The organism is Roseovarius atlanticus, from assembly GCF_019802205.1.
GTDB classification, from domain to species: Bacteria; Pseudomonadota; Alphaproteobacteria; order Rhodobacterales; family Rhodobacteraceae; genus Roseovarius; species Roseovarius atlanticus_A.
The window spans coordinates 176,223-196,582 of the sequence record NZ_JAHVHQ010000003.1 but is presented as its reverse complement, the minus strand read 5'-3'; the positions used below and the strand labels follow the sequence as shown (position 1 = coordinate 196,582).

At 62.7% G+C, this 20,360-nt stretch carries 19 protein-coding genes; 11 read left to right on the top strand and 8 right to left on the bottom strand.

The annotated features are described in order from the left end of the window. Nucleotides 1–66: 66 nt before the first annotated feature. Genes KUV49_RS06805 through KUV49_RS06795 form a run of 3 tightly spaced genes read right to left on the bottom strand, consistent with a single transcriptional unit; the run spans nt 67 to nt 2,954 of the window. A complete protein-coding gene (locus KUV49_RS06805) occupies nt 67–1,254 on the bottom strand; it encodes a phosphopentomutase (protein ID WP_222449288.1) in 1,188 nt (395 codons plus the stop codon). Then, complete coding sequence (locus tag KUV49_RS06800; RefSeq protein WP_222449287.1) at nt 1,251–2,558, bottom strand: thymidine phosphorylase; 1,308 nt, start codon at nt 2,556–2,558, stop codon at nt 1,251–1,253. Before KUV49_RS06800 ends, KUV49_RS06805 begins: the two co-directional genes overlap by 4 nt. A gap of 3 nt (nt 2,559–2,561) precedes the next feature. Then, nucleotides 2,562–2,954, bottom strand: a complete 393-nt coding sequence (locus tag KUV49_RS06795) for a cytidine deaminase (protein ID WP_222449286.1) — start codon at nt 2,952–2,954, stop codon at nt 2,562–2,564. 156 nt (nt 2,955–3,110) lie between these two features. Here KUV49_RS06795 and KUV49_RS06790 point away from each other — a divergent pair, with 156 nt between their 5' ends. Beyond that, on the top strand, nt 3,111–5,390 hold the full coding sequence (locus KUV49_RS06790; protein WP_222449285.1) for an NADP-dependent malic enzyme: 2,280 nt from the start codon (nt 3,111–3,113) through the stop codon (nt 5,388–5,390). Between the two features lie 122 nt (nt 5,391–5,512). Then, nucleotides 5,513–7,402: a propionyl-CoA synthetase gene (gene prpE, locus KUV49_RS06785; protein WP_222449284.1), complete on the top strand. Its 1,890-nt coding sequence runs from the start codon at nt 5,513–5,515 to the stop codon at nt 7,400–7,402. Nucleotides 7,403–7,405: 3 nt separating this feature from the next. Here prpE and KUV49_RS06780 read toward each other — a convergent pair whose 3' ends face one another. After that, the gene (locus KUV49_RS06780) at nt 7,406–8,173 is read right to left on the bottom strand and encodes an NAD kinase (RefSeq protein WP_222449283.1); all 768 of its coding nucleotides are present in this window, start codon (nt 8,171–8,173) and stop codon (nt 7,406–7,408) included. Between the two features lie 161 nt (nt 8,174–8,334). On the opposite strand from KUV49_RS06780, the gene glyA reads away from it, so the two are divergent. Beyond that, nucleotides 8,335–9,642, top strand: coding sequence for a serine hydroxymethyltransferase (glyA, locus tag KUV49_RS06775; protein WP_261391070.1), 1,308 nt, complete (start codon nt 8,335–8,337; stop codon nt 9,640–9,642). Between the two features lie 52 nt (nt 9,643–9,694). Here the strand turns inward: glyA and KUV49_RS06770 are convergent, their stop codons facing one another. Further along, a complete protein-coding gene (locus KUV49_RS06770) occupies nt 9,695–10,069 on the bottom strand; it encodes a hypothetical protein (RefSeq protein WP_222449282.1) in 375 nt (124 codons plus the stop codon). A 72-nt stretch (nt 10,070–10,141) separates the two neighbouring features. Here KUV49_RS06770 and KUV49_RS06765 point away from each other — a divergent pair, with 72 nt between their 5' ends. Further along, a complete protein-coding gene (locus KUV49_RS06765) occupies nt 10,142–10,915 on the top strand; it encodes an alpha/beta fold hydrolase (protein WP_222449281.1) in 774 nt (257 codons plus the stop codon). Between the two features lie 44 nt (nt 10,916–10,959). Here the strand turns inward: KUV49_RS06765 and KUV49_RS06760 are convergent, their stop codons facing one another. Next, a complete protein-coding gene (locus KUV49_RS06760; protein WP_152491479.1) occupies nt 10,960–11,145 on the bottom strand; it encodes a CTP synthetase in 186 nt (61 codons plus the stop codon). Between the two features lie 1,036 nt (nt 11,146–12,181). Here KUV49_RS06760 and KUV49_RS06755 point away from each other — a divergent pair. The 3 genes from KUV49_RS06755 (at nt 12,182) to KUV49_RS06745 (ending at nt 13,985) form a co-directional block, all read left to right on the top strand. Then, nucleotides 12,182–12,469, top strand: coding sequence for a hypothetical protein (locus KUV49_RS06755; protein ID WP_222449280.1), 288 nt, complete (start codon nt 12,182–12,184; stop codon nt 12,467–12,469). A gap of 240 nt (nt 12,470–12,709) precedes the next feature. Further along, on the top strand, nt 12,710–13,270 hold the full coding sequence (locus KUV49_RS06750; RefSeq protein WP_222449279.1) for a hypothetical protein: 561 nt from the start codon (nt 12,710–12,712) through the stop codon (nt 13,268–13,270). Further along, on the top strand, nt 13,263–13,985 hold the full coding sequence (locus KUV49_RS06745) for a DUF4145 domain-containing protein (RefSeq protein WP_222449278.1): 723 nt from the start codon (nt 13,263–13,265) through the stop codon (nt 13,983–13,985). The genes KUV49_RS06750 and KUV49_RS06745 overlap by 8 nt, the downstream gene beginning before the upstream one ends. Before the next feature lie 77 nt (nt 13,986–14,062). Here the strand turns inward: KUV49_RS06745 and lepA are convergent, their stop codons facing one another. Beyond that, complete coding sequence (lepA, locus tag KUV49_RS06740; protein WP_222449277.1) at nt 14,063–15,862, bottom strand: translation elongation factor 4; 1,800 nt, start codon at nt 15,860–15,862, stop codon at nt 14,063–14,065. A 44-nt stretch (nt 15,863–15,906) separates the two neighbouring features. Between lepA and KUV49_RS06735 the strand changes: the two genes are divergently transcribed. From KUV49_RS06735 to KUV49_RS06725, 3 genes are all read left to right on the top strand, one after another. Beyond that, the gene (locus tag KUV49_RS06735; protein WP_222449276.1) at nt 15,907–17,334 is read left to right on the top strand and encodes a hypothetical protein; all 1,428 of its coding nucleotides are present in this window, start codon (nt 15,907–15,909) and stop codon (nt 17,332–17,334) included. Between the two features lie 194 nt (nt 17,335–17,528). Beyond that, entirely contained in the window at nt 17,529–17,810 is a 282-nt protein-coding gene (locus tag KUV49_RS06730) for an acylphosphatase (RefSeq protein WP_222449275.1), read from the top strand. A gap of 175 nt (nt 17,811–17,985) precedes the next feature. After that, nucleotides 17,986–18,831 carry an MBL fold metallo-hydrolase gene (locus tag KUV49_RS06725; protein ID WP_222449274.1) on the top strand — a complete coding sequence of 282 codons (846 nt, stop codon included), beginning with the start codon at nt 17,986–17,988 and terminating at the stop codon, nt 18,829–18,831. 2 nt (nt 18,832–18,833) lie between these two features. Here KUV49_RS06725 and KUV49_RS06720 read toward each other — a convergent pair whose 3' ends face one another. Then, complete coding sequence (locus KUV49_RS06720; protein WP_222449273.1) at nt 18,834–19,421, bottom strand: GcrA family cell cycle regulator; 588 nt, start codon at nt 19,419–19,421, stop codon at nt 18,834–18,836. A 126-nt stretch (nt 19,422–19,547) separates the two neighbouring features. Between KUV49_RS06720 and KUV49_RS06715 the strand changes: the two genes are divergently transcribed. Then, the gene (locus KUV49_RS06715; RefSeq protein ID WP_222449272.1) at nt 19,548–20,351 is read left to right on the top strand and encodes an ABC transporter permease; all 804 of its coding nucleotides are present in this window, start codon (nt 19,548–19,550) and stop codon (nt 20,349–20,351) included. Nucleotides 20,352–20,360 lie beyond the last annotated feature (9 nt).

Genomic DNA, 20,360 nt, shown 5'->3' with positions numbered 1-20,360 from the left:
GTTTGGCAGGGCTGGTCAGGGCTGACCCGTTATTTCCAGAAAAACCGGCAAAGGGCAACGCAGAGCTCAGGGCAGGAACGACCGCCCCGGCCCGTGCTGCGTCAGCCCCAGATAGGCCGCGACGCTGGCCGCCACATCGACGAAATCGACCAGGCCCGCCTCGTGCGCGCCGACGCCCGCCGCCAGGACCGGCACGCGTTCGCGGGTGTGATCGGTGCCGGGCCATGTCGGATCGTTGCCATGATCGGCGGTGATCAGCATCAGGTCCGCGGGCCGCAGCGCGGCAAGACACGCGCCAATACCCGCGTCGAACCGCTCCAGCGCCTGCGCATATCCCTCGACATCGCGCCGATGGCCGTACTTGCTGTCGAACTCCACGAAATTGGCGAATATCAGGCTGCCATCTTCCGCCTCGCGGACGGCCTTTTGCAAGGCGCTCATCAATGCCGCGTCACTTCCGGTGACGACATCGTCGATCCCCTGCATCGAGAAGATATCGCCGATCTTGCCGATGGCATGCACGTCGCGCCCATCCTGCCTGGCCCAATCGCACAGCGTCGGCCGGGGCGGCGGCATTGCGAAATCCTTGCGGTTGGTGGTGCGCTCGAACCCGTCGGCTTCGGACCCCACGAACGGCCGCGCGATCACGCGGCCCACGCCCATCTCGTGCAAGAGCGGCGCAAGGGTCCGGCACAGCGTTAGCAGGCGTCTCAGTCCGAACCGCTCTTCGTGTGCGGCGATCTGGAAAACGCTGTCGATGGAGGAATAGCAGATGGGCCAGCCCGTGCGCATGTGCTCGGCTCCCAGCGCCTGAAGGATCTCGGTGCCCGAGGCATGACAATTCCCGAGTATCCCCTCGACCCCGCAGGCGGCCTTTACCGCGTCTGTCACCGTTTCGGGAAAGGCCGGCACGGTCTTGGGAAAGACGTGCCACGTGAACGGCACGGGCAGCCCGGCCAACTCCCAATGCCCGGTCGGCGTGTCCTTGCCCGGCGAGGATTCCTCTGCCGCCCCCCACAGCCCCTCGGGTGCCGCACCCAGGCCCGGCGCATCTGCACCAGAGGCCAGCGTCACCGCCGCGCCCAGACCCAATCGGTCCAGGTTGGGCAGATGCAGGCCGCCTGTCCTCGCCTGCGCGACATGCGCCACCGTATTGGCCCCGGTATCGGGCACCGCCCCGTTGAAGAACCTGTCCGCATCCGGTGCGCCGCCGATGCCGACGGAATCCATCACCACCAGGAACGCGCGGCTCATGGCCCGACGCGCTCGATCACAAGCGGTTTCTCCGCCGGCGCAGCGACATCGATATCAATGGCGTCTCGCACGATGGCCTCGGCCGCGTCGGCATGGCCCGCGCGGCTGGCATGTATGCGCATCAAGGGCTGCCCCGGCGCGACCTCGGCCCCCAGCGGCAGAATATCCGAAAGGCCCACCGCAGGGTCGATTCGGTCCGTCTCCACCTGCCGGCCGCCGCCCAGCGCGATGACCGCGCGGCCCAGCGCGGTGCCATCGATGCTCGCGACAAAGCCGGCGGCCTGCGCCGGGACTTCCCGGATGATCGTGGCCTCCGGCAAGAACCGCGCCCAGCTGTCGACGAATTGCGTCGGTCCGCCCAAGGCCCGCAGCATCCGGCCAAAGACCTCTGCCGCCTGCCCGTTTCTCAGCACCTTCAGGATCTGCCGCACCCCGTCCGCCGCGGTGTCGCACAGCCCGCCCTGGTACAGCGCTTCGCCCCCCAGATAGCAGGTCAGTTTCTCCAGGCGCCCTTCGGCCTTGCCGGTCAACACCCGCATGGCTTCGGCCACTTCCAGCGCATTGCCCGCCGAGGCCGCCAAGGGTTGATCCATGTCGGTGACAAGCGCGCTGCACCGGCAGCCCGCCGCGTTCGCCGTTTCCACCAGCGACGAGGCCAGGGCGCGGGCCGCTTGCAGATCCTTCATGAAGGCGCCCGAGCCCTGCTTGACGTCCAGCACCAGCCCGGTCAGCCCCGCCGCCAGTTTCTTGGACAGGATCGAGGCGGTGATCAGATCGATGCTCTCGACTGTGGCCGAGACATCCCGCACCGCGTAAAGCCGCCGGTCCGCGGGCGCGATATCCGCACTGGCCGCGGCGATCACGACACCGACCTCCTGAACGATTTTCTGCAACCGTGCCGTCTCCAACTCGGTGCTGACCCCCGGGATGGCTTCAAGCTTGTCCAGCGTGCCCCCCGTATGCCCCAGCCCGCGGCCGGAAATCATCGGCACCGCGGCCCCGCAGGCCGCCAGCGCCGGCGCAAGGACGAGGCTGATGCAATCGCCGATCCCGCCGGTCGAGTGCTTGTCCAGAACGGGCCGGTCGGTGGGCCAGCGCAGGATCCGTCCGCTGTCGCGCATCGACAGCGTCAGGGCGCGGCGGCTTTCGGGCGCAAGCGACTTCAGCAAGACCGCCATGGCAAAGGCCCCGGCCTGCGCGTCACTCACTCCGCCATCGGCCAGACCCTTCACGAAGCCCCCGAGTGCCGAGTCGGACACCGCGTCCCCATCGCGTATCGCCGCTATGACACTGCGCGTCTCCAACGGTCAGCCGTTGCCCATGTGGTGCGTAGCAAAGGCCCCGGGCAACAGCTCTTTCAGGGCCCGCGTGACCGTCGCGCCGCCCAAGGTGGCCATCGTGACCGGCATGTCGCCGTCGCCGAATTCCGCCAGTTTCTGCCGGCATCCGCCACAGGGCGTCACCGGCTCGGTGCTGTCGGCGATAACCACGATCTCGGCAATGCGGGTCTCGTCCGCCGCGACCATCGCGGCGATGGCCCCGGCCTCGGCACAGGTGCCTTCGGGATAGGCCACGTTCTCCACGTTGCAGCCGGTAAAGACGCGCCCGGACGATGTTTTCAGGGCCGCGCCGACCTTGAAGCCCGAATAGGGTGCATAGGCATTGTCCCGAACGCGCCGCGCCTCTTCCAGCAAACTCATCCCGCCTCCCGGCTTCCTGCCCATGTCGTCGCCGTTTAAAGATTGCGTCGCCACGCTTCGATATGCAAGCTAACTGTGACCCGGCACGATCAGGGGTGGCACATCCACCAAATCCAATATAGTTTAGCCTTAAACTAATTTCCGCAGAGGGACCTCATGGCTGACAATGCGAACGAAACCCTGCGCCAGGCGGCACTGACCTATCACGAGTTTCCCAAGCCCGGCAAACTCGAGATCCGGGCGACGAAACCCTTGGCCAACGGTCGTGACCTCGCCCGTGCCTACTCGCCCGGCGTCGCCGAAGCCTGCCTGGAGATCAAGGCCAACCCCGCCGACGCCAGCCGCTACACCAGCCGCGCCAACCAGGTCGCCGTGGTGACCAACGGTACCGCCGTGCTGGGCCTTGGCAATATCGGCGCGCTGGCCGCCAAGCCGGTGATGGAGGGCAAGGCGGTCCTGTTCAAGAAATTCGCCAACATCGACTGTTTCGACATCGAGCTGAACGAACAGGATCCCGAGAAACTGGCCGAGATCGTCTGCGCGCTGGAACCCACCTTTGGCGCGATCAACCTCGAGGATATCAAGGCACCCGACTGTTTCATCGTCGAGAAGATCTGTCGCGAACGCATGAACATCCCCGTTTTTCACGACGACCAGCACGGCACGGCCATCGTCGTCGGCGCCGCGGCCACCAATGCGCTGCACGTGGCGGGAAAGTCCTTCGAGGATATCAAGATCGTCTCGACCGGCGGCGGGGCCGCAGGCATCGCCTGCCTCAACCTGCTGCTGAAGCTGGGCGTAAAACGCGAAAATGTCTGGCTCTGCGATATTCACGGCCTTGTCTACGAGGGCCGCTCCGAGGACATGAACCCGCAAAAGGCCGCCTTTGCGCAAAAGACCGACCTGCGCACGCTTGACGACGTGGTCGATGGCGCGGACCTTTTCCTCGGTCTCTCCGGCGCGGGCGTGCTGAAGCCCGAACATGTCGCCCGGATGTCGGAGCGCCCGATCATCCTGGCTCTGGCCAACCCGATGCCGGAAATCATGCCCGACAAGGTGCGCAAGGTCGCCCCCAAGGCAATCATCGCCACGGGGCGCAGCGACTTTCCGAACCAGGTCAACAACGTGCTCTGTTTCCCGTTCATCTTCCGAGGCGCGCTCGACGTGGGCGCGACGGACATAAACGACGCCATGCAGATCGCCTGCGTCGAGGCCATCGCCGAGCTGGCCCGCGCCACAACCTCGGCCGAGGCCGCCGCAGCGTACCAGGGCGAGCCGATGAATTTCGGCCCCGAGTACCTGATCCCGAAACCCTTCGATCCGCGCCTGTCCAGCGTCGTGCCCACCGCCGTCGCCAAGGCGGCGATGGAGTCGGGCGTTGCCGCGCGTCCCATCGAGGATCTGAACGCCTACGCGGCCAACCTTCAGGCGTCGGTCTTCAAGTCCGCCCTGCTGATGCGCCCGGTCTTCGAGGCCGCCGCGACCGCGGCGCGCCGCATCGTCTTTGCAGAGGGCGAGGACGAGCGCGTATTGCGCGCGGCACAGGCAATCCTGGAGGAAACGACCGAGCTGCCGATCCTGATCGGCCGCCCCGACGTGATCGCCGCCCGGTGCGAACGGATCGGGCTGGAGATTCGCCCCGACAAGGATTTCAGCATCGTGAACCCGGAACGCGACCACCGTTATCGCGACTACTGGGCCACGTATCATGACATCATGAAGCGCCGCGGCGTCACGCCCGACCTCGCCAAGGCGATCATGCGCACCAATACCACCGCGATCGGCGCGATCATGGTCTACCGCGAGGAAGCGGACTCGCTCATCTGCGGCACGTTCGGCGAGTACCGCTGGCACCTGAATTACGTGAACCAGGTTCTGGGCGACGCCGAACATCACCCGCACGGCGCGCTCTCGATGATGATCCTCGAGGACGGCCCGCTGTTCATTGCCGACACCCATGTGCGCATCCGGCCCACGCCCGAGGAACTGGCCGAGACCGCCATCGGCGCGGCCCGCCACGTCAAGCGGTTCGGCCTCGTGCCCAGCGTCGCGTTCTGCTCGCAATCCCAATTCGGCAACCAGGGCAGCGATTCCGGCAACCGCCTGCGCGAGGCGCTTGCAATTCTCGACCGCGAGCCGCGCAACTTCTGCTACGAGGGCGAGATGAACCTCGATGCCGCGCTCGATCCCGACCTGCGCCAGCGCCTTTTGCCCGACAACCGCATGGAGGGCGCCGCCAACGTGCTGCTCTTCTCCAACGGCGACACCGCGTCGGGGGTTCGCAACATCCTCAAGATGAAGGCCGGCGGGCTCGAGGTCGGACCGATCCTGATGGGGATGGGGAACCGGGCGCATATCGTGACGCCTTCGATCACGGCGCGCGGATTGCTCAACATGGCCGCCATCGCCGGCACGCCGGTAGCCCATTACGGCTGACGCAGCCGGGATATTCCCTTCCCCCGGCGGCTTGCGGTATTGTGCCACGGGCCGCCCGGACGCTCTTGTTCTGGCGCATTGCCTTGGCGTAAACGAAGCGCGAGGACCGTGGAGGGGATACAATGGCATACAAAGACGTCTACGAAAGCTGGAAGAAAGATCCCGAAGGCTTCTGGATGCAGGCCGCCGAGGCCATCGACTGGGACGAAAAGCCCACCAAGGCGCTTTTTGACGCCGAGGCCCCCCACTACGAATGGTACAGCGACGGCAAGGTGAACGGCTGTTTCAACGCCGTCGACCGCCATGTCGCAGCGGGTCGCGGCGACCAGGTGGCGATCGTCCATGATAGCCCGATCACGGACAGTATTGCCCGGATCACCTATGCGGAGCTGAAGGACCGCGTCGCCAGCCTCGCCGGCGCTCTGCGGGCCAAGGGCGTCGAAAAGGGCGACCGCGTCATCATCTACATGCCCATGGTCCCCGAGGCGCTCGAGGCGATGCTGGCCTGCGCCCGGATCGGGGCGATCCACTCGGTCGTCTTCGGCGGTTTCGCCTCCCATGAACTGGCCGTGCGGATCGACGACGCCAAGCCCAAATGCATCATCGCCGCCTCCTGCGGGCTGGAACCGGGCCGCGTCGTCCACTACAAGCCCCTGCTCGACGGCGCCGTGGACCAGGCCAAGCACAAGCCCGATTTCTGCGTGATCTTCCAGCGCGAACAGGAGACAGCCACCCTCACCGAGGGCCGCGACGTCGACTGGCATGATTTCCAGAAAAGCACCGAACCCGCAGACTGCGTTCCGGTCGAGGGCAATCACCCCGCCTATATCCTCTATACCTCCGGCACCACCGGCGCGCCCAAGGGCGTCGTGCGGGCCACGGGCGGTCACCTCGTGGCGCTGCACTGGAGCATGAAGAACATCTACAACGTCGATCCCGGCGACGTCTTCTGGGCCGCGTCCGACGTGGGCTGGGTCGTGGGCCACAGCTATATCTGCTACGCCCCGCTGGTCCACGGCAACACCACCATCGTGTTCGAGGGCAAGCCCGTCGGCACACCTGACGCGGGCACGTTCTGGCGCGTGATCGAACAGCACAAGGTGAAGTCCTTCTTCACCGCGCCCACGGCCTTCCGCGCCGTCAAGCGCGAGGACCCGCATGGCGAGTACCTGAAGAAATACGATCTTTCGGGCCTGGGTGCGATCTACCTCGCGGGCGAACGCGCCGACCCCGACACCATCGAGTGGACACAAAAGATGACCGGCAAGCCGGTCTATGACCACTGGTGGCAAACCGAAACCGGCTGGACCATCGCCGGCATGCCCGCCGGGATCGAGGCACTGCCGGTCAAGATCGGCTCACCCACCGTGGCGATGCCCGGCTACGACATCCAGATCCTCGACGATGCCGGCCACCCCGTCGCCCCCGGCACGCTGGGCGCCATCGCGATCAAGCTGCCCCTGCCCCCCGGTACCCTGCCCACGCTCTGGAATGCCGAGGACCGCTTTCGCAAAAGCTATCTCGATCATTTCCCCGGCTACTACGAGACCGGCGACGCCGGCATGGTCGACGAGGACGGCTATGTCTGGATCATGGCGCGCACCGATGACGTGATCAACGTCGCAGGCCACCGCCTGTCCACCGGCGGCATGGAGGAAGTGCTGGCCAGCCACCCAGACGTGGCCGAATGCGCGGTGATCGGTGTCAGCGACGAACTTAAGGGGCAACTGCCCGTGGGCTTCGTCTGCCTGACCAAGGGCGTCGACCGCCCGCATGAAGAGATCACCGCCGAATGCGTCAAGCTGGTGCGCGACCAGATCGGCCCGGTCGCGGCCTTCAAGCTGGCTGTGGTGGTGGACCGTCTGCCCAAGACCCGCTCGGGCAAGATCCTGCGCGCCACGATGGTCAAGATCGCCGACAGCCAGGAGTTCAAGATGCCCGCGACCATCGACGATCCGGCCATCCTGGACGAGATCCGCGACGCGTTGCAGACCCTCGGCCTGGCGAAGTAGGGCTTAGCTGAACTGCTCCCGCAACAGCCGCTCCTCCAGTCCGTGACCGGGATCGAACAATATCCGGTGCTTTATCGTGGGATCGGATCGCACCTCGACCGACAGGACATCCGGGATCGAGCTGCTGTCCGCATCCGCCATCACCGGCCGCTTGCCGGGGTCCAGCACGTCGAACCGCACCTGCGCGTTCATCGGCAACAGCGCCCCGCGCCACCGCCTTGGCCGGAACGCCGCCACCGCCGTCAGCGCCAGCACGTCCGAGCCAATGGGCAGGATCGGCCCGTGCGCGCTGTAGTTATAGGCCGTCGATCCCGCGGGCGTGGCCAGCAGGCACCCGTCGCAGATCAGCTCTTCCAGCCGCAGCCGCCCATCCACCGTGATCCGCAACTTGGCCGCTTGCGGTCCCGCCCGCAGCAAGGACACCTCGTTGATCGCCAGCGCCTCGTGCGTCTGCCCGTCCTTGTCGGTGGCCGACATGAACAGCGGATTGATGACCTCCTCCTCGGCCTCGTCCAGCCTCTCCAGCAGGTCCGATTCGCTGTACTCGTTCATCAGGAAGCCCACCGTGCCGCGATTCATCCCGTAGACCGGCTTGCCCAGCTTCTGGACATCGTGCAGCGTCTCCAGCATGAACCCGTCGCCACCAAGCGCCACAATCACATCGGCGTCCTCCGGCTCGACATGCTCGAACCGCTTTGCCAACCTTTCCCGCGCGGACTGCGCGACCGACACGCGGCTGGCGACAAAGGCGATTTTCTGCGGATTGCCCATTTTGGCTACCTTGATTTGTTCTGGATGTTGATCGAAGCATAATTCGCGCCTTCGTACCAGCGATGCCGGTCTGCGGGCGACATGTGTCGCATTACCGCCTTTCAAAAAGACGGTGTTTCCGATACGAAATCGCTTGGCTCGCAATGTGGAGGACATCACCAATGGCGCATGACGGAAATCAAGATTTTGTTTCAGAAGGCTTTTTCACGGAATCGCTGGCGTCTCGCGACCCCGATATCGCCGACGCCATCAAGAAAGAGCTTGGTCGCCAACGCGACGAGATCGAACTGATTGCATCGGAAAACATCGTCTCTGCCGCCGTGATGGAAGCGCAGGGCAGCGTGATGACCAACAAATACGCCGAAGGCTATGCCGGCCGGCGCTACTATGGCGGCTGCCAGTTCGTCGACATCGCCGAGAACCTGGCCATCGAGCGCGCCTGCAAGCTCTTCGACTGCGGCTTTGCCAACGTGCAGCCCAACTCCGGCAGCCAGGCCAACCAGGGCGTGTTCACTGCCCTGCTGCAACCCGGCGACACCATCCTTGGCATGAGCCTCGACGCCGGCGGTCACCTGACCCACGGCGCCGCCCCCAACCAGTCAGGCAAGTGGTTCAACGCCGTGCAATACGGCGTGCGCAAGGAAGACAACCTGATCGACTACGACCAGGTCGAGGCGTTGGCCAAGGAACACCAGCCCAAGCTGCTGATCGCCGGCGGTTCGGCCGTGCCGCGCCGGATCGACTTTGCCCGCATGCGCGAGATTGCCGACATGGTCGGCGCCTACCTGCACGTGGACATGGCCCACTTCGCCGGCCTGGTGGCTGCGGGCCTGCACCCCTCGCCCTTCCCGCACGCGCATGTGGCCACGACCACCACGCACAAGACCCTGCGCGGCCCGCGCGGCGGCATGATCCTCACCAATGACGAGGCGCTGGCGAAAAAGTTCAACTCCGCCATCTTCCCAGGCATCCAGGGCGGCCCCCTGATGCACGTGATCGCCGCCAAGGCCGTCGCCTTCGGCGAGGCGCTGCGGCCCGAGTTCAAGTCCTACATCCAGCAGGTCATCACCAACGCGCAGGCGATGAGCGACCAGCTGATCAAAGGCGGGCTCGACACCGTGACCCACGGCACCGACACCCACGTCCTGTTGGTCGACCTGCGGCCCAAGGGCGTCAAGGGCAACGCGACCGAGAAATCGCTGGGCCGTGCACATATCACCTGCAACAAGAACGGCGTGCCTTTCGATCCCGAGAAACCCACCGTCACCAGCGGCATCCGCCTCGGCTCGCCCGCCGGCACGACCCGCGGTTTCGGCGAAACCGAGTTCCGCCAGATCGCCGACTGGATCGTCGAGGTCGTCGACGGGCTTGCGGCCAATGGTGAGGACGGCAACAGCGACGCCGAGGCCAAGGTCAAGGCCGAGGTCGCGGATCTCTGTGCCCGCTTCCCGCTTTACCCGAACCTCTGATCTCGGTCTGACCGACCTTGAAACCCGCGCAAGCCTTTGCCTGCGCGGGTTTTTATATGACGCCCTGCCAGCGCAGCGCGATCAGCACAATCGCGGCCAGGATCAACAGGTTGAACACCAGCCCGGCCAGCCAGTGGATCAGCCGTCCCCGCCGCCGGTCCGCCGGGTCGATGGCTTTCAGGTGCGTCTCGATGGCCTCGAAGGCTTTGCCCACACGCGCCTCGTCAACCTGTGTCGCCAGGCGCGGATGCGACAGTTTTCGCTCCGCGTCCACCAGATACCGCCCCTCCGCTCGAAGCCGCTTGGGCAACAGCCGCCCGGCCCGACGCAGCCGCGCAGACAGGGTTTTGCCCCTGAGCCCCAGCTTTTCGTGAAGCTGCTTTTCCAGCGCCTCGCGCCGCGCGTCAAATTGTTTGCGATCAATCACTTAATGCACCCCTTGGCGGCGCACACTAGGTGCAATTGATTGCGGGAGCAATGGCGTGTATTGGCTTGATCCATGCTGAATGTCATTCATCACGCCTCGGGCGGCAATGCACCGCCACTTCTCATCGCTCACGGGCTGTATGGCTCGGGCCGCAACTGGGGCGTCATCGCCAAACGGCTGTCCGACCGAGGGCCAGTCCTCGCTGTCGACATGCGCAACCATGGCACAAGCCCTTGGTTTTCCACGCATTCCTACGAGGACATGGCCGCAGACCTTGCCGAGGTGATCGAGGCCGAAACCGGCGGTCCGATCGACGTGCTGGGGCACTCCATGGGGGGCAAGGCGTCGATGGTGCTGGCGCTGACCCGGCCCGACCTGGTGAACCGGCTGATCGTGGCGGACATCGCGCCGGTCGGCTATGGCCACAGCCAGCTGCAATATATCGCCGCGATGCGCCGCGTGGACCTGTCGGCGATCACCAAGCGGTCGGACGCCGAGGCACAACTGAAAGATGCCGTCGACGACCCGGCGCTCATTCCCTTCTTCACGCAATCGCTTGACGTGAAAGAGAAAAAATGGCGCCTCAACCTTGACACGCTCGAGGCCGAGATGCCGAAGATCCTCAGTTTTCCGGACTTGGACAGCCAGTTCGACGGCAAGACACTGTTCCTGTCCGGTGCAGACTCCGACTACGTCGCGCGGGAGTACCGCCCCCGTATCAAGGCGCTTTTCCCCGACGCGAGTTTCGTCAAGATCAAGGACGCGGGCCACTGGCTGCATGCCGAGCGGCCGCGCGAGTTCGAATCCGCCGTGCGCGGATGGCTGGAAAACACGACGTCGGTATAGCGTCGGTATCCGGGTGGCATCGCGTCGGTGCCAATTCCCCGGCGTCAGCGTGCCCGGTACAGCTGTTTCGCCACGACCCAGGACACCGGGAAGGCCACCGCGAACCCCGCCGCGGCGGAGATCAGGATGGGGGCCAACGTGTCGTGCCCCATCGCCAGCGCGGCGATGACGAACGAGCCTGCGAGGGTGGATCCGATGAATACGTGCAAGATAACCATCAACCAGATCATGGCGGGTCTCCGAGTGGGATTGTTGCGCCTGTCCTGCATAGCGCGCCGCGCCGGGCAGTGCCTTGATCTGGATCACAGGCGCCTGCCGCGCGCGGGCTGTGACCGATTTGCGAAGATATGGTGAAATCTGTCATCCATGACGCCAGATCTGGTTGACCGGCGCCACACCACGCTATATCGCAGAGACACAGGTGTTAGACGCGGTAGCATCACTGACAGCGGGGTCCGGCGGCCAATGGCCACGGACCCCGTTCGCGTTCCGACCTACTGCCATTCGGCGCATCGGAAACCGGCGTTGCGCGAGAAACTGGCACGCAGTCTGTCGCGGCAAGCCGGGAGTAAAGGCGCCAGGTGCTCAGACGCGGTCTTTGCATCGCGGGTTTCACCCCGCACCCTGACGCCTTTGCCAAACCGATCACCCCGAGGGGCATCCGGCCCAGCTTTGCCTCCGGCCTCATGGAGACCGTCGGCGATCCCGCCACCCGAAGGCAACGACACCGATCCATACCCGTCGCCGGGCATGACCGCCTCGAGGCCCGAAGGCCTCTTGGCCACGAACAAGGGACAGGCCCCTGCCCGTTTGCATCGACCCGGCGATACGCGGGTCGCCCTGGCCCCGAAAGGCGCGGGCATCCCCGAGCATCGGCCTGAACTGGCTTGAGCGGTCGATAAGGTCGTGCGACCCCCGGTTCCGCCCGCGCCGGTCCCGAGGGGCCTTTGCGGCGCTGCGTCGGGTCAGCGACCCGGTGCAGTCATTCAAATGACACACCCGAAACCGCCTCCGGGCAAGAAAAAAGCACTGCGGCACAAAAAATTCTTGGGGATAACCTGTTGATATCGCGCTGGAAATACCTGTGGATAAGTCCCGAAAGCCAAGTGTTTCGGCACCTTTGCCGCGGGATAACCGCAATCCAGAAGAGAGCGGGCCTGCCCGGCCGGATTCTGCGGTTGCAAATTAACCTTTTTCTTAAAATTGACTCAGAGAAGCGCGACTCACGTGCTATGCTGGCTGGACATATCACCAGGGTGGGGACCCATGTTCAAAACAACTTTGTGCGCCGCTGCCGCGGCATTTCTCGTGATGGCCGATACTGCCAAGGCCGATACCTACATTCTCGTCAGCTGCTATCGCGGCCCGTGGACCGAAGTGATCTGGGACAAGGCGAACCCGAACTTCGTCGACTCGCTGGTCCAGGCTGGCTACAGCCCGCAGGAAGCGACCAGCATCGCGAACTACATCTGCCGCGACCCGAGGCTGGTGGACAACCCGATCGCCCTGGCTAAGGAAGTGCGATCGGCGATGGCCAACGCGCCACGGGGGTGAGGGACGGTCCGGGCGGAGCGTAGGGAATTGGCCGGGCGGCGACGCCCGGCCTTGATCTGGCGGGAAAAACTTAGGGCGCCAGTGAACGACGCTCTACATCCAATTAGGCTTTTGAAGCCCCAATATCTTCTAGCAATAGCTTTTCTTCAAAGTATCTAGCTGAGGTTGAAACTAGACTTTGGGGCAACCCGATGTCATGATCCCTTCGATATACCTTGGCACAATTACTTGTGAAGCAAAATGCGTGTTGAAATACATATAGGACAAGCGTCCATTACCGCTGAAGGTGAACTGGCGGAAGTTCAAGTCATATTGACTGACTATTGGAAACCTGTACTGGAAAATCCTGTGATCGCTCCCGAGCGCTTTCAACTTGACGAAGAAAAACAGGATCATTCCACGAAAAAGACAACTCGAAAGCGCACATCCTCCAAGACCAAGACGTCCGGCGAAAGCGACAATAATACTAGCCAATTGAACGGGTTAGAAATAGCAAATGCAATCAAGGAACGAACTGACTTCGGCCAGATCAAAGCCAAGATTCTTGACGTGCAAGGTCAGTGGAAAGAGAAATGCATGCTAGTAGCAGTCGTAGCAGACTCGCCAATTAACTCTGGCGACGTGAAACGCGTCATGGATGCCTTGCGAATTAAATCAAGTCTCCCGACGTTGTCGAAGACATTGAGCAATAATTCGACTGAATTTTTGACCCGGAACGGCCCAAAAAACTCAACTCTCTATACTGTCACGGGAGCCGCGAAGGATGCTTTCATGACACGTCTAAACGAAACTGATGAGTGACGCTGCAGGATTTGGAAGTGCGATAGCCCACGAAGAAGGAAGCACGGAAACTACTTTGGCCGTGAAAGTGGCATGGTTTCTTAGCGAAACAAATCCGGGCGTAGAGGTAAAATTGGCCTCGATCTGTGACTTCATGGAAGAGCACGGCATACGAGCGAATATCAATAGGTCTCGTTTACAAAAGAGGCTTATTAAAAGCAAAGATATTTCAGCACCGAAGGGGAAACCACTGCAAGTCGCTACAGTAAAGCGAAAGCAGCTGGCCGCTAAGTATAATTCGTATCTCGATAAATCGCTACCAACAGTAGACGATAGTATTTTGCACCTAAACGATTTTGAATACGCGAGACCATACGTTCAAGCGATAGCTAAGCAAGTAAACGGAGCCTACCAATTTGAGCTTTTTGACGCGTGCGCTGTAATGATGCGGCGGCTGGTCGAAGTACTTATCATTGACGCCTATGAAAAAGCTGGGGAGCGCTTTAGAATTTTAGATTCATCGGGCAATTACCTCATGATGAACGGCCTTATTAACTCTCTTAGAAGTGGAGACCCGTTCAAGCTTTCAAGGAATGCGCCAAAAGCACTCGAACAACTCAAAGAGCTTGGCGACAACGCAGCACACAGCAGAACATACATCACGAAACGCCTTGATATTGAGGGCTTTGCTCCAAGTTTTCGACGATTGGTTTCAGAAGTTTCTTTGTTGAGTTAGCGTCCAAAAGGACTTTATTGGCAGCATAAAAATGCAATGATTGCTCTTTGATCAAAAGTAATCATCAAAGAAGTAAGTCAATTATCCATCTTCAGCGCCGAGATGAATGCCTCCTGCGGGATATCCACCTTCCCGAACTGGCGCATCTTCTTTTTCCCCGCCTTCTGCTTGTCCAGGAGCTTGCGCTTCCGGCTGGCGTCGCCGCCATAGCATTTGGCGGTCACGTCCTTGCGCAAGGCCGACAACGTCTCGCGGGCGATCACCTTGCCGCCGATGGCGGCCTGGATCGGGATCTTGAACATGTGGCGCGGGATCAGGTCCTTGAGCTTTTCGCACATGGCGCGCCCGCGCATCTCGGCCCGGTCGCGGTGGACCATCATGCTGAGCGCGTCCACCGGCTCGTCATTCACCAGCACCGACATCTTCACAAGGTTGTCCTCGCGATAGCCTTCGAGCTGGTAGTCGAAGGACGCATAGCCCCGCGTCACCGATTTCAGCCGGTCGTAGAAGTCGAACACCACCTCGTTCAGCGGCAGGTCATAGACCGCCATCGCCCGGCTGCCGGCATAGGTCAGGTCCATCTGGATGCCGCGCCGGTCCTGGCAGAGCTTCAGCACGTCGCCCAGGAATTCGTCCGGCACCAGGATCGTCGCCTTGATCCGCGGCTCCTCCACATGGGCCACGGTCGAGGGGTCGGGCATGTCGGCGGGGTTGTGCAGGTCGATCTGCGTGCCGTCCTTCATGTAGACGTGGTAGATCACCGACGGCGCGGTGGTGATCAGCTCGATATCGTATTCGCGCTCGATCCGGTCGCGGACCACCTCGAGGTGCAACAAGCCCAGGAACCCGCAGCGAAAGCCGAAGCCCAGCGCGGTGGAGCTTTCCATCTCGTAGCTGAAGGACGCGTCGTTGAGCGCCAGCTTCTCGATGGCGTCGCGCAGATCCTCGAACTCGGCCGAGTCCACCGGGAACAGCCCGCAGAAGACCACCGGCTGCGACGGGTTGAAGCCGGGCAGCGGCTCGGGCGTCTGGTTCTTTTCCAGCGTGATGGTGTCGCCCACGCGGGTGTCGCGGACCTGCTTGATCGAGGCGTTGAGATAGCCGATCTCGCCCGGCCCCAGTTCCTTGACCGATTTCATCGACGGGCGGTAGACGCCGATATCGTCGACGTCATAGGTGCCGCCCGTTTTCATCATGCGGATGCGGTCGCCCTTTTTCAGAACCCCGTCGATGATCCGCACGATGCAGATGACGCCCAGGTACTGGTCGTACTTGCTGTCCACCAGCATCGCCTTCAGCGGCGCGTCGCGCGTGCCCTTGGGCGGCGGCAGAAGGGTGACGATCGCCTCCAGCACCTCGCGGATGCCCTGGCCCGTCTTGGCCGAGACGGGGATGGCGCCCGAGGCGTCGATGCCGATCACGTCCTCGACCTGTTCGGCGACGCGGCTGATATCCGAGGCGGGCAGGTCGATCTTGTTGAAGACCGGGACGATCTCGTGGTCGGCGTCGATCGCCTGGTACACGTTGGCCAGGGTCTGCGCCTCGACCCCTTGGGTGGAATCCACCACCAGCAGCGAGCCCTCGACCGCCCGCATCGAACGCGAGACCTCGTAGGCGAAGTCGACATGGCCGGGCGTGTCGATCAGGTTCAGCACGTAATCCTCGCCATCGAGCGCGGTATACTCGATGCGCACCGTGTTGGCCTTGATGGTGATGCCGCGCTCGCGCTCGATATCCATCGCGTCGAGCAGCTGTTCCTTCATGTCCCGGTCCGGCACCGTATCGGTGGCCTGGATCAGCCTGTCGGCCAGCGTCGATTTCCCGTGGTCGATATGCGCCACGATGGAGAAATTGCGGATATGCGAAAGCGGTGTCATGGTTGGGATATGTATGGGTTTGAGGGAGGGGTCAAGGTGACATCATGAGTGACGACGCATGGGATATCCTCGAGAGGAAATTTCGCGAACTTGGTATTGAGTTTTGCGTGGCAATCGCAAGCCGTGCAGCGTTGCGAGATCTTTTCTTCGTATTTCACCTTACGGCTCTGCGAGACACAACTAACGAATATGCTTTCGACATAAGACATGCGCTTTTGGAAGATCTTCGCGCAAATTTAGTCTCCGTAATTTGTTCTCAGTTCCCAGGAAAAGAGGAAAAGGTCGCGGCTCAGCAAGCAGCGGCGCCGCTGGTCCGCGGATATTTAGCAAAGAAAATTTCGAGATGTGCGATAAGTGCGGCTGCGAGCACAGCCCAGAAGCGCCGGGTGTCAGTTGCAAGGTTTGCAGCACGCTCCGTGAAGTTTTCTAGGACAGAGAAAGCAGCTTTTATAGCAGTCGAAGATTCAAATTCATCTCCGGAAGACGTTTGGCGAATTCCCTTATGGTCAAGTGGCTCTGCTCCTCCTGATGTAAAGGCAAACTGGGACGACTTTTCGGCTCTTTCGCAACAGGTAAGCTACTGGTCTTTTTGGAAAACCTGGTTCGATGGATTTCTTCGAGGCCAGCCACTCGACTGGGAGCTTCAGCGGCGAGTGGCGTTGATTGATAACCATATCTGGGAGGCCGGGCCAGAAGCGGTAGCGACCGAGATTGAGCGGATCAAGGCGGCGTATCTCGCCGAGAAAGCGCCGCAAGCTGAGCGAGTAGAATTCAACGCGGAGACTGCGAAGTTCTATACCGTTCCGTTGAGCGTGGCGAAACCGGACTTTCTGGGCGCGACACTGACACAGGTTCAGGACGCGCTGGATGATGTACTGGCCAACCCGTCGAACGGGTTGCACGACAACGCGCGTGAGGTTCGCGTGCTGCGCCGCGTATTCACGAAATACGGCAACGATCCGCAGCAGATCGAGATGGGATTTGTCAGCGTCCACAAAGGACTGACGCGGCAAATTCTGAACGACGAGTTGCCTGCCAGTGAAGAAAATCTCGCCTTTCAGGACGCGCTGGAAGAAGGGGCAAGGGGTATACGCGCAACCCACCCCGACGTGGCGGAGAACCGTCAAATCTTGACCGATCAGACGATCCGGGAATTGCCGGAAGGCGCGAAGGAAAAGCTTGAAGACGCTTTGCCTATGCTTGTTGCCATTTCGGACAATAATTTAGCCGATGATTGGCAGAATGACATTCCGCAACTCCTCAATGATGCGACGCAACCTTTGCCCTCCGGCGCGCCACCTTTGCCGGGAGCAGACGAGACAACGCGGATATTCAGCCGGGCAGCGAAGATTGCTCTGCATCTAAAGATTGCAGACACAGTCCACAAGATTGATGGAAGCGCTGGATATAAAGCCGCGCGGATAGTCACTACGATCGCAGCACTCGTCACACTCGGACTAGCCATCCTGTAGTTCAGCTCAAATTTGAAGTAAGAACACATCCATTATCTTGTCTGTACTACTCGTGCAAAATCCTCCTGCAAGATCAGATTTCCAATACGCGAAAGGAGCGTCTCTAGCGGTTTTCAAGGTTGACCGAGGTGGCTTGAATGCACGGGACACGGGGGAGAAACGCCCTATGTCCAGGGACACAACAGGAGGCGACCATGCACAACGAGACGACACTGACCGGCGTTCTGGTCACCGGCAAGGTTCAAGGTGTGAACTACCGCGCCTGGACGCGGGAAGAGGCGCGGTCACGCGGCCTGCGCGGGTGGGTCAGGAACGAGGAAGACGGGTCGGTCCGGGCCGTTCTGTCCGGCCCGGAAGAGGCCGTGGCGGACATGCTGCGCGCGATGGAAAAGGGGCCGCCCGCCGCCAAGGTCGAACGGGTGGAGCCGGAGCCCGCCGAAGCACCCGATCAGGACGGGTTCGAGATCCTGCGCTGACGGCGCGTCTTTTCGCGACGTCATCCCGGACCTGATCCGGGATCTCCTGGCCGTGGGGCCTGGCGCCGCTTGTGCCGCCAAAACAGGCACCGCACGCCGCGGCCTCGCCCAACGACAGGCGCAAAGCTGACTTTCCCGCCCCATGCGCTACACTCCCCGGCAGGAGGTACTGCCGATGTTTCGTCTTGCCCTGTTCCTCGCCGCCTTCGCGACGCCCGTCCTGGCCCAGAAAGTCGTGGCTCAGGAGGCCGAGCGCAAGCCCAGTCACTGCCTGTCCATCGCGCGATCCGCCCCCGGGATCGACTACGTTCAGAAGGCCAGTTTCCGCGATCCGGTGCCGCAGGACCGCGTGCGCCTCCACTACATCGCCCACGCCTCTTTCCTGATCCAGGCCCAGTCCGGCACCAGCGCGGTCACGGATTTCACCGGCTTCATCGGCAACGTGGATTTCCTGCCCGACGTGGTGACGATGAACCACGCCCATGAGACCCACTGGACGCCCTTCCCCGACCCGGGCATTCCCAACGTCCTGACCGGCTGGGGCGAGAGCCATGGCGCGGGCATCGACCACTATCTCGATCTGAGCGACATGGTCATCCGCAACGTCTCGACCGATATCCGCCCGCGCTACGGTGCCCCGGCCGAGCCCGAGGGCAACTCGATCTTCGTGTTCGAGACGGCGGGGCTTTGCATCGGCCACCTGGGCCACCTGCATCACATGCCCACCGACGAGCAGTTCGCGGCCCTGGGGCGGGTCGATGTGCTGCTGGCGCCGGTCGATGGCGGCTATACGCTGCCCCTGCCCCGGATGATCGAGACGGTCAAGCGCCTGCGGTCGTCCATCGTCATCCCGATGCACTGGTTCGGCGATGGCACGCTTCAGGCCTTCCTGGCGGCGATGGAGCAGGAGTTTGCAGTGGTGCGCACCGAGGACAGTGCGCTGACGGTCTCGCTGGATACGCTGCCGGGGCAGCCCACCGTCATGGTGCTGCGGCCCCGGTGGCTGTCAGAGACCGACTGATCCTACCGCTTGCGGTCGCGACGCGAGCTCATCGGCTGGAACGCGACGCCGACATGGGCCTCGCAATAGGGCTTGCCGGCTTTGACCGGCAGGCCGCAGAACCAGAAATCATCCGTCGCCGGATCGCCCACGGGCCACTTGCAGGTCCGCTCGGTCAATTCCATCAGCGACAGCCGCTTCGCCTTCTTCTCGATCTCGCTGACCTTGGCCAGCGCCTCGGGGTCGATCTCGTTCGCCGAAGGTTGCGGCGGCAGGGGCTGGCCCGCCGGGATGATCGCCTTGACGCGGCTTGCCGCGGCGGTGGGCGCGGGCTCTTCCTTGGGCTCGGGCTTTTTCGCCTCGGGCTTGGGCGCGGAAGGCTTGGCCTTGGCGGCCGGTTTCGCCTTGGCGGCGGGCTTGGCCTTGGCCGGTGCCTCGGACGCGGCGGCGCCATTGCCCGAGCCGCTGCGGTTCGACAGGCCAAGGCGGTGCACCTTGCCGATCACCGCGTTGCGGGTCACGCCGCCCAGTTCCTTGGCGATCTGGCTGGCCGACTGGCCCTCGCCCCACATTTTCTTCAGCAGTTCGACGCGCTCGTCACTCCAGGACATGAGCCACCTTTCATTGATTCATCACGCCGCCGGGATCCCCCGGGGCGTGGTCTTTTTGCAAGTTGCCCTATTCTAATCACTGGGCGTTGAGTTACAAGGCACCGCAAGACGACAATCGAGGCCGAGATGCAGGAATTCCACGAAATGGGCAGCCGCCGCTTCGGGCGGGTCAACTGGCTTGGCCTGGCCACGCTGGCGCAGCGCGAAACCCAGCGGTTTCTGGCCGTCTGGACGCAGACGCTGATGGCGCCGCTGGCCACGGCGGGGCTGTTCATGGTGATCTTCTCCATCGCCATCGGCGAGCGCCGGGGCGACGTGATGGGCGTGGATTTCACCACCTTCATCGCGCCCGGCATCCTGATGATGACGGTGATCCAGAACAGTTTCGCCAATACCTCGTCGTCCATCGTGATTTCGAAGGTGCAGGGCAACATCGTCGACACGCTGATGCCGCCCCTGTCGCCCGCCGAGCTGGTGCTGGGCTACCTGGCCGGGGCCATCGCACGGGGCGTTCTGGTGGCGCTGGCCATCGCGGTGGGGCTGGCGCTGTTCCTGGGGATCGTGCCGGCGCATCCTTTGATCTGGCTGGGCTTCGTGACGCTGGGCGCGGCGTTCCTGGGTGCGCTTGGCATGGTCGCGGGGATCTTCGCGCAGAAGTTCGACCAGATGGCGGCGATCACCAACTTCATCGTCACGCCGCTCGCCTTCCTGTCGGGCACGTTCTACTCGGTCGAAGCGCTGCCCGGCGCGCTTTACACGATCAGCCACGTGAACCCGGTCTTCTACCTGATGGACGGGGGCCGGTACGGCATGATCGGCGTGTCCGACAGCAGCGTGTCGATGGGCGCGGCGATCGTGCTGGGCGCGACGCTGGCGGTGTCCCTGCTGGCCTGGGCGCTTTTCCGCAAGGGTTATCGGCTGAAGGCCTGAGCGGGCCCA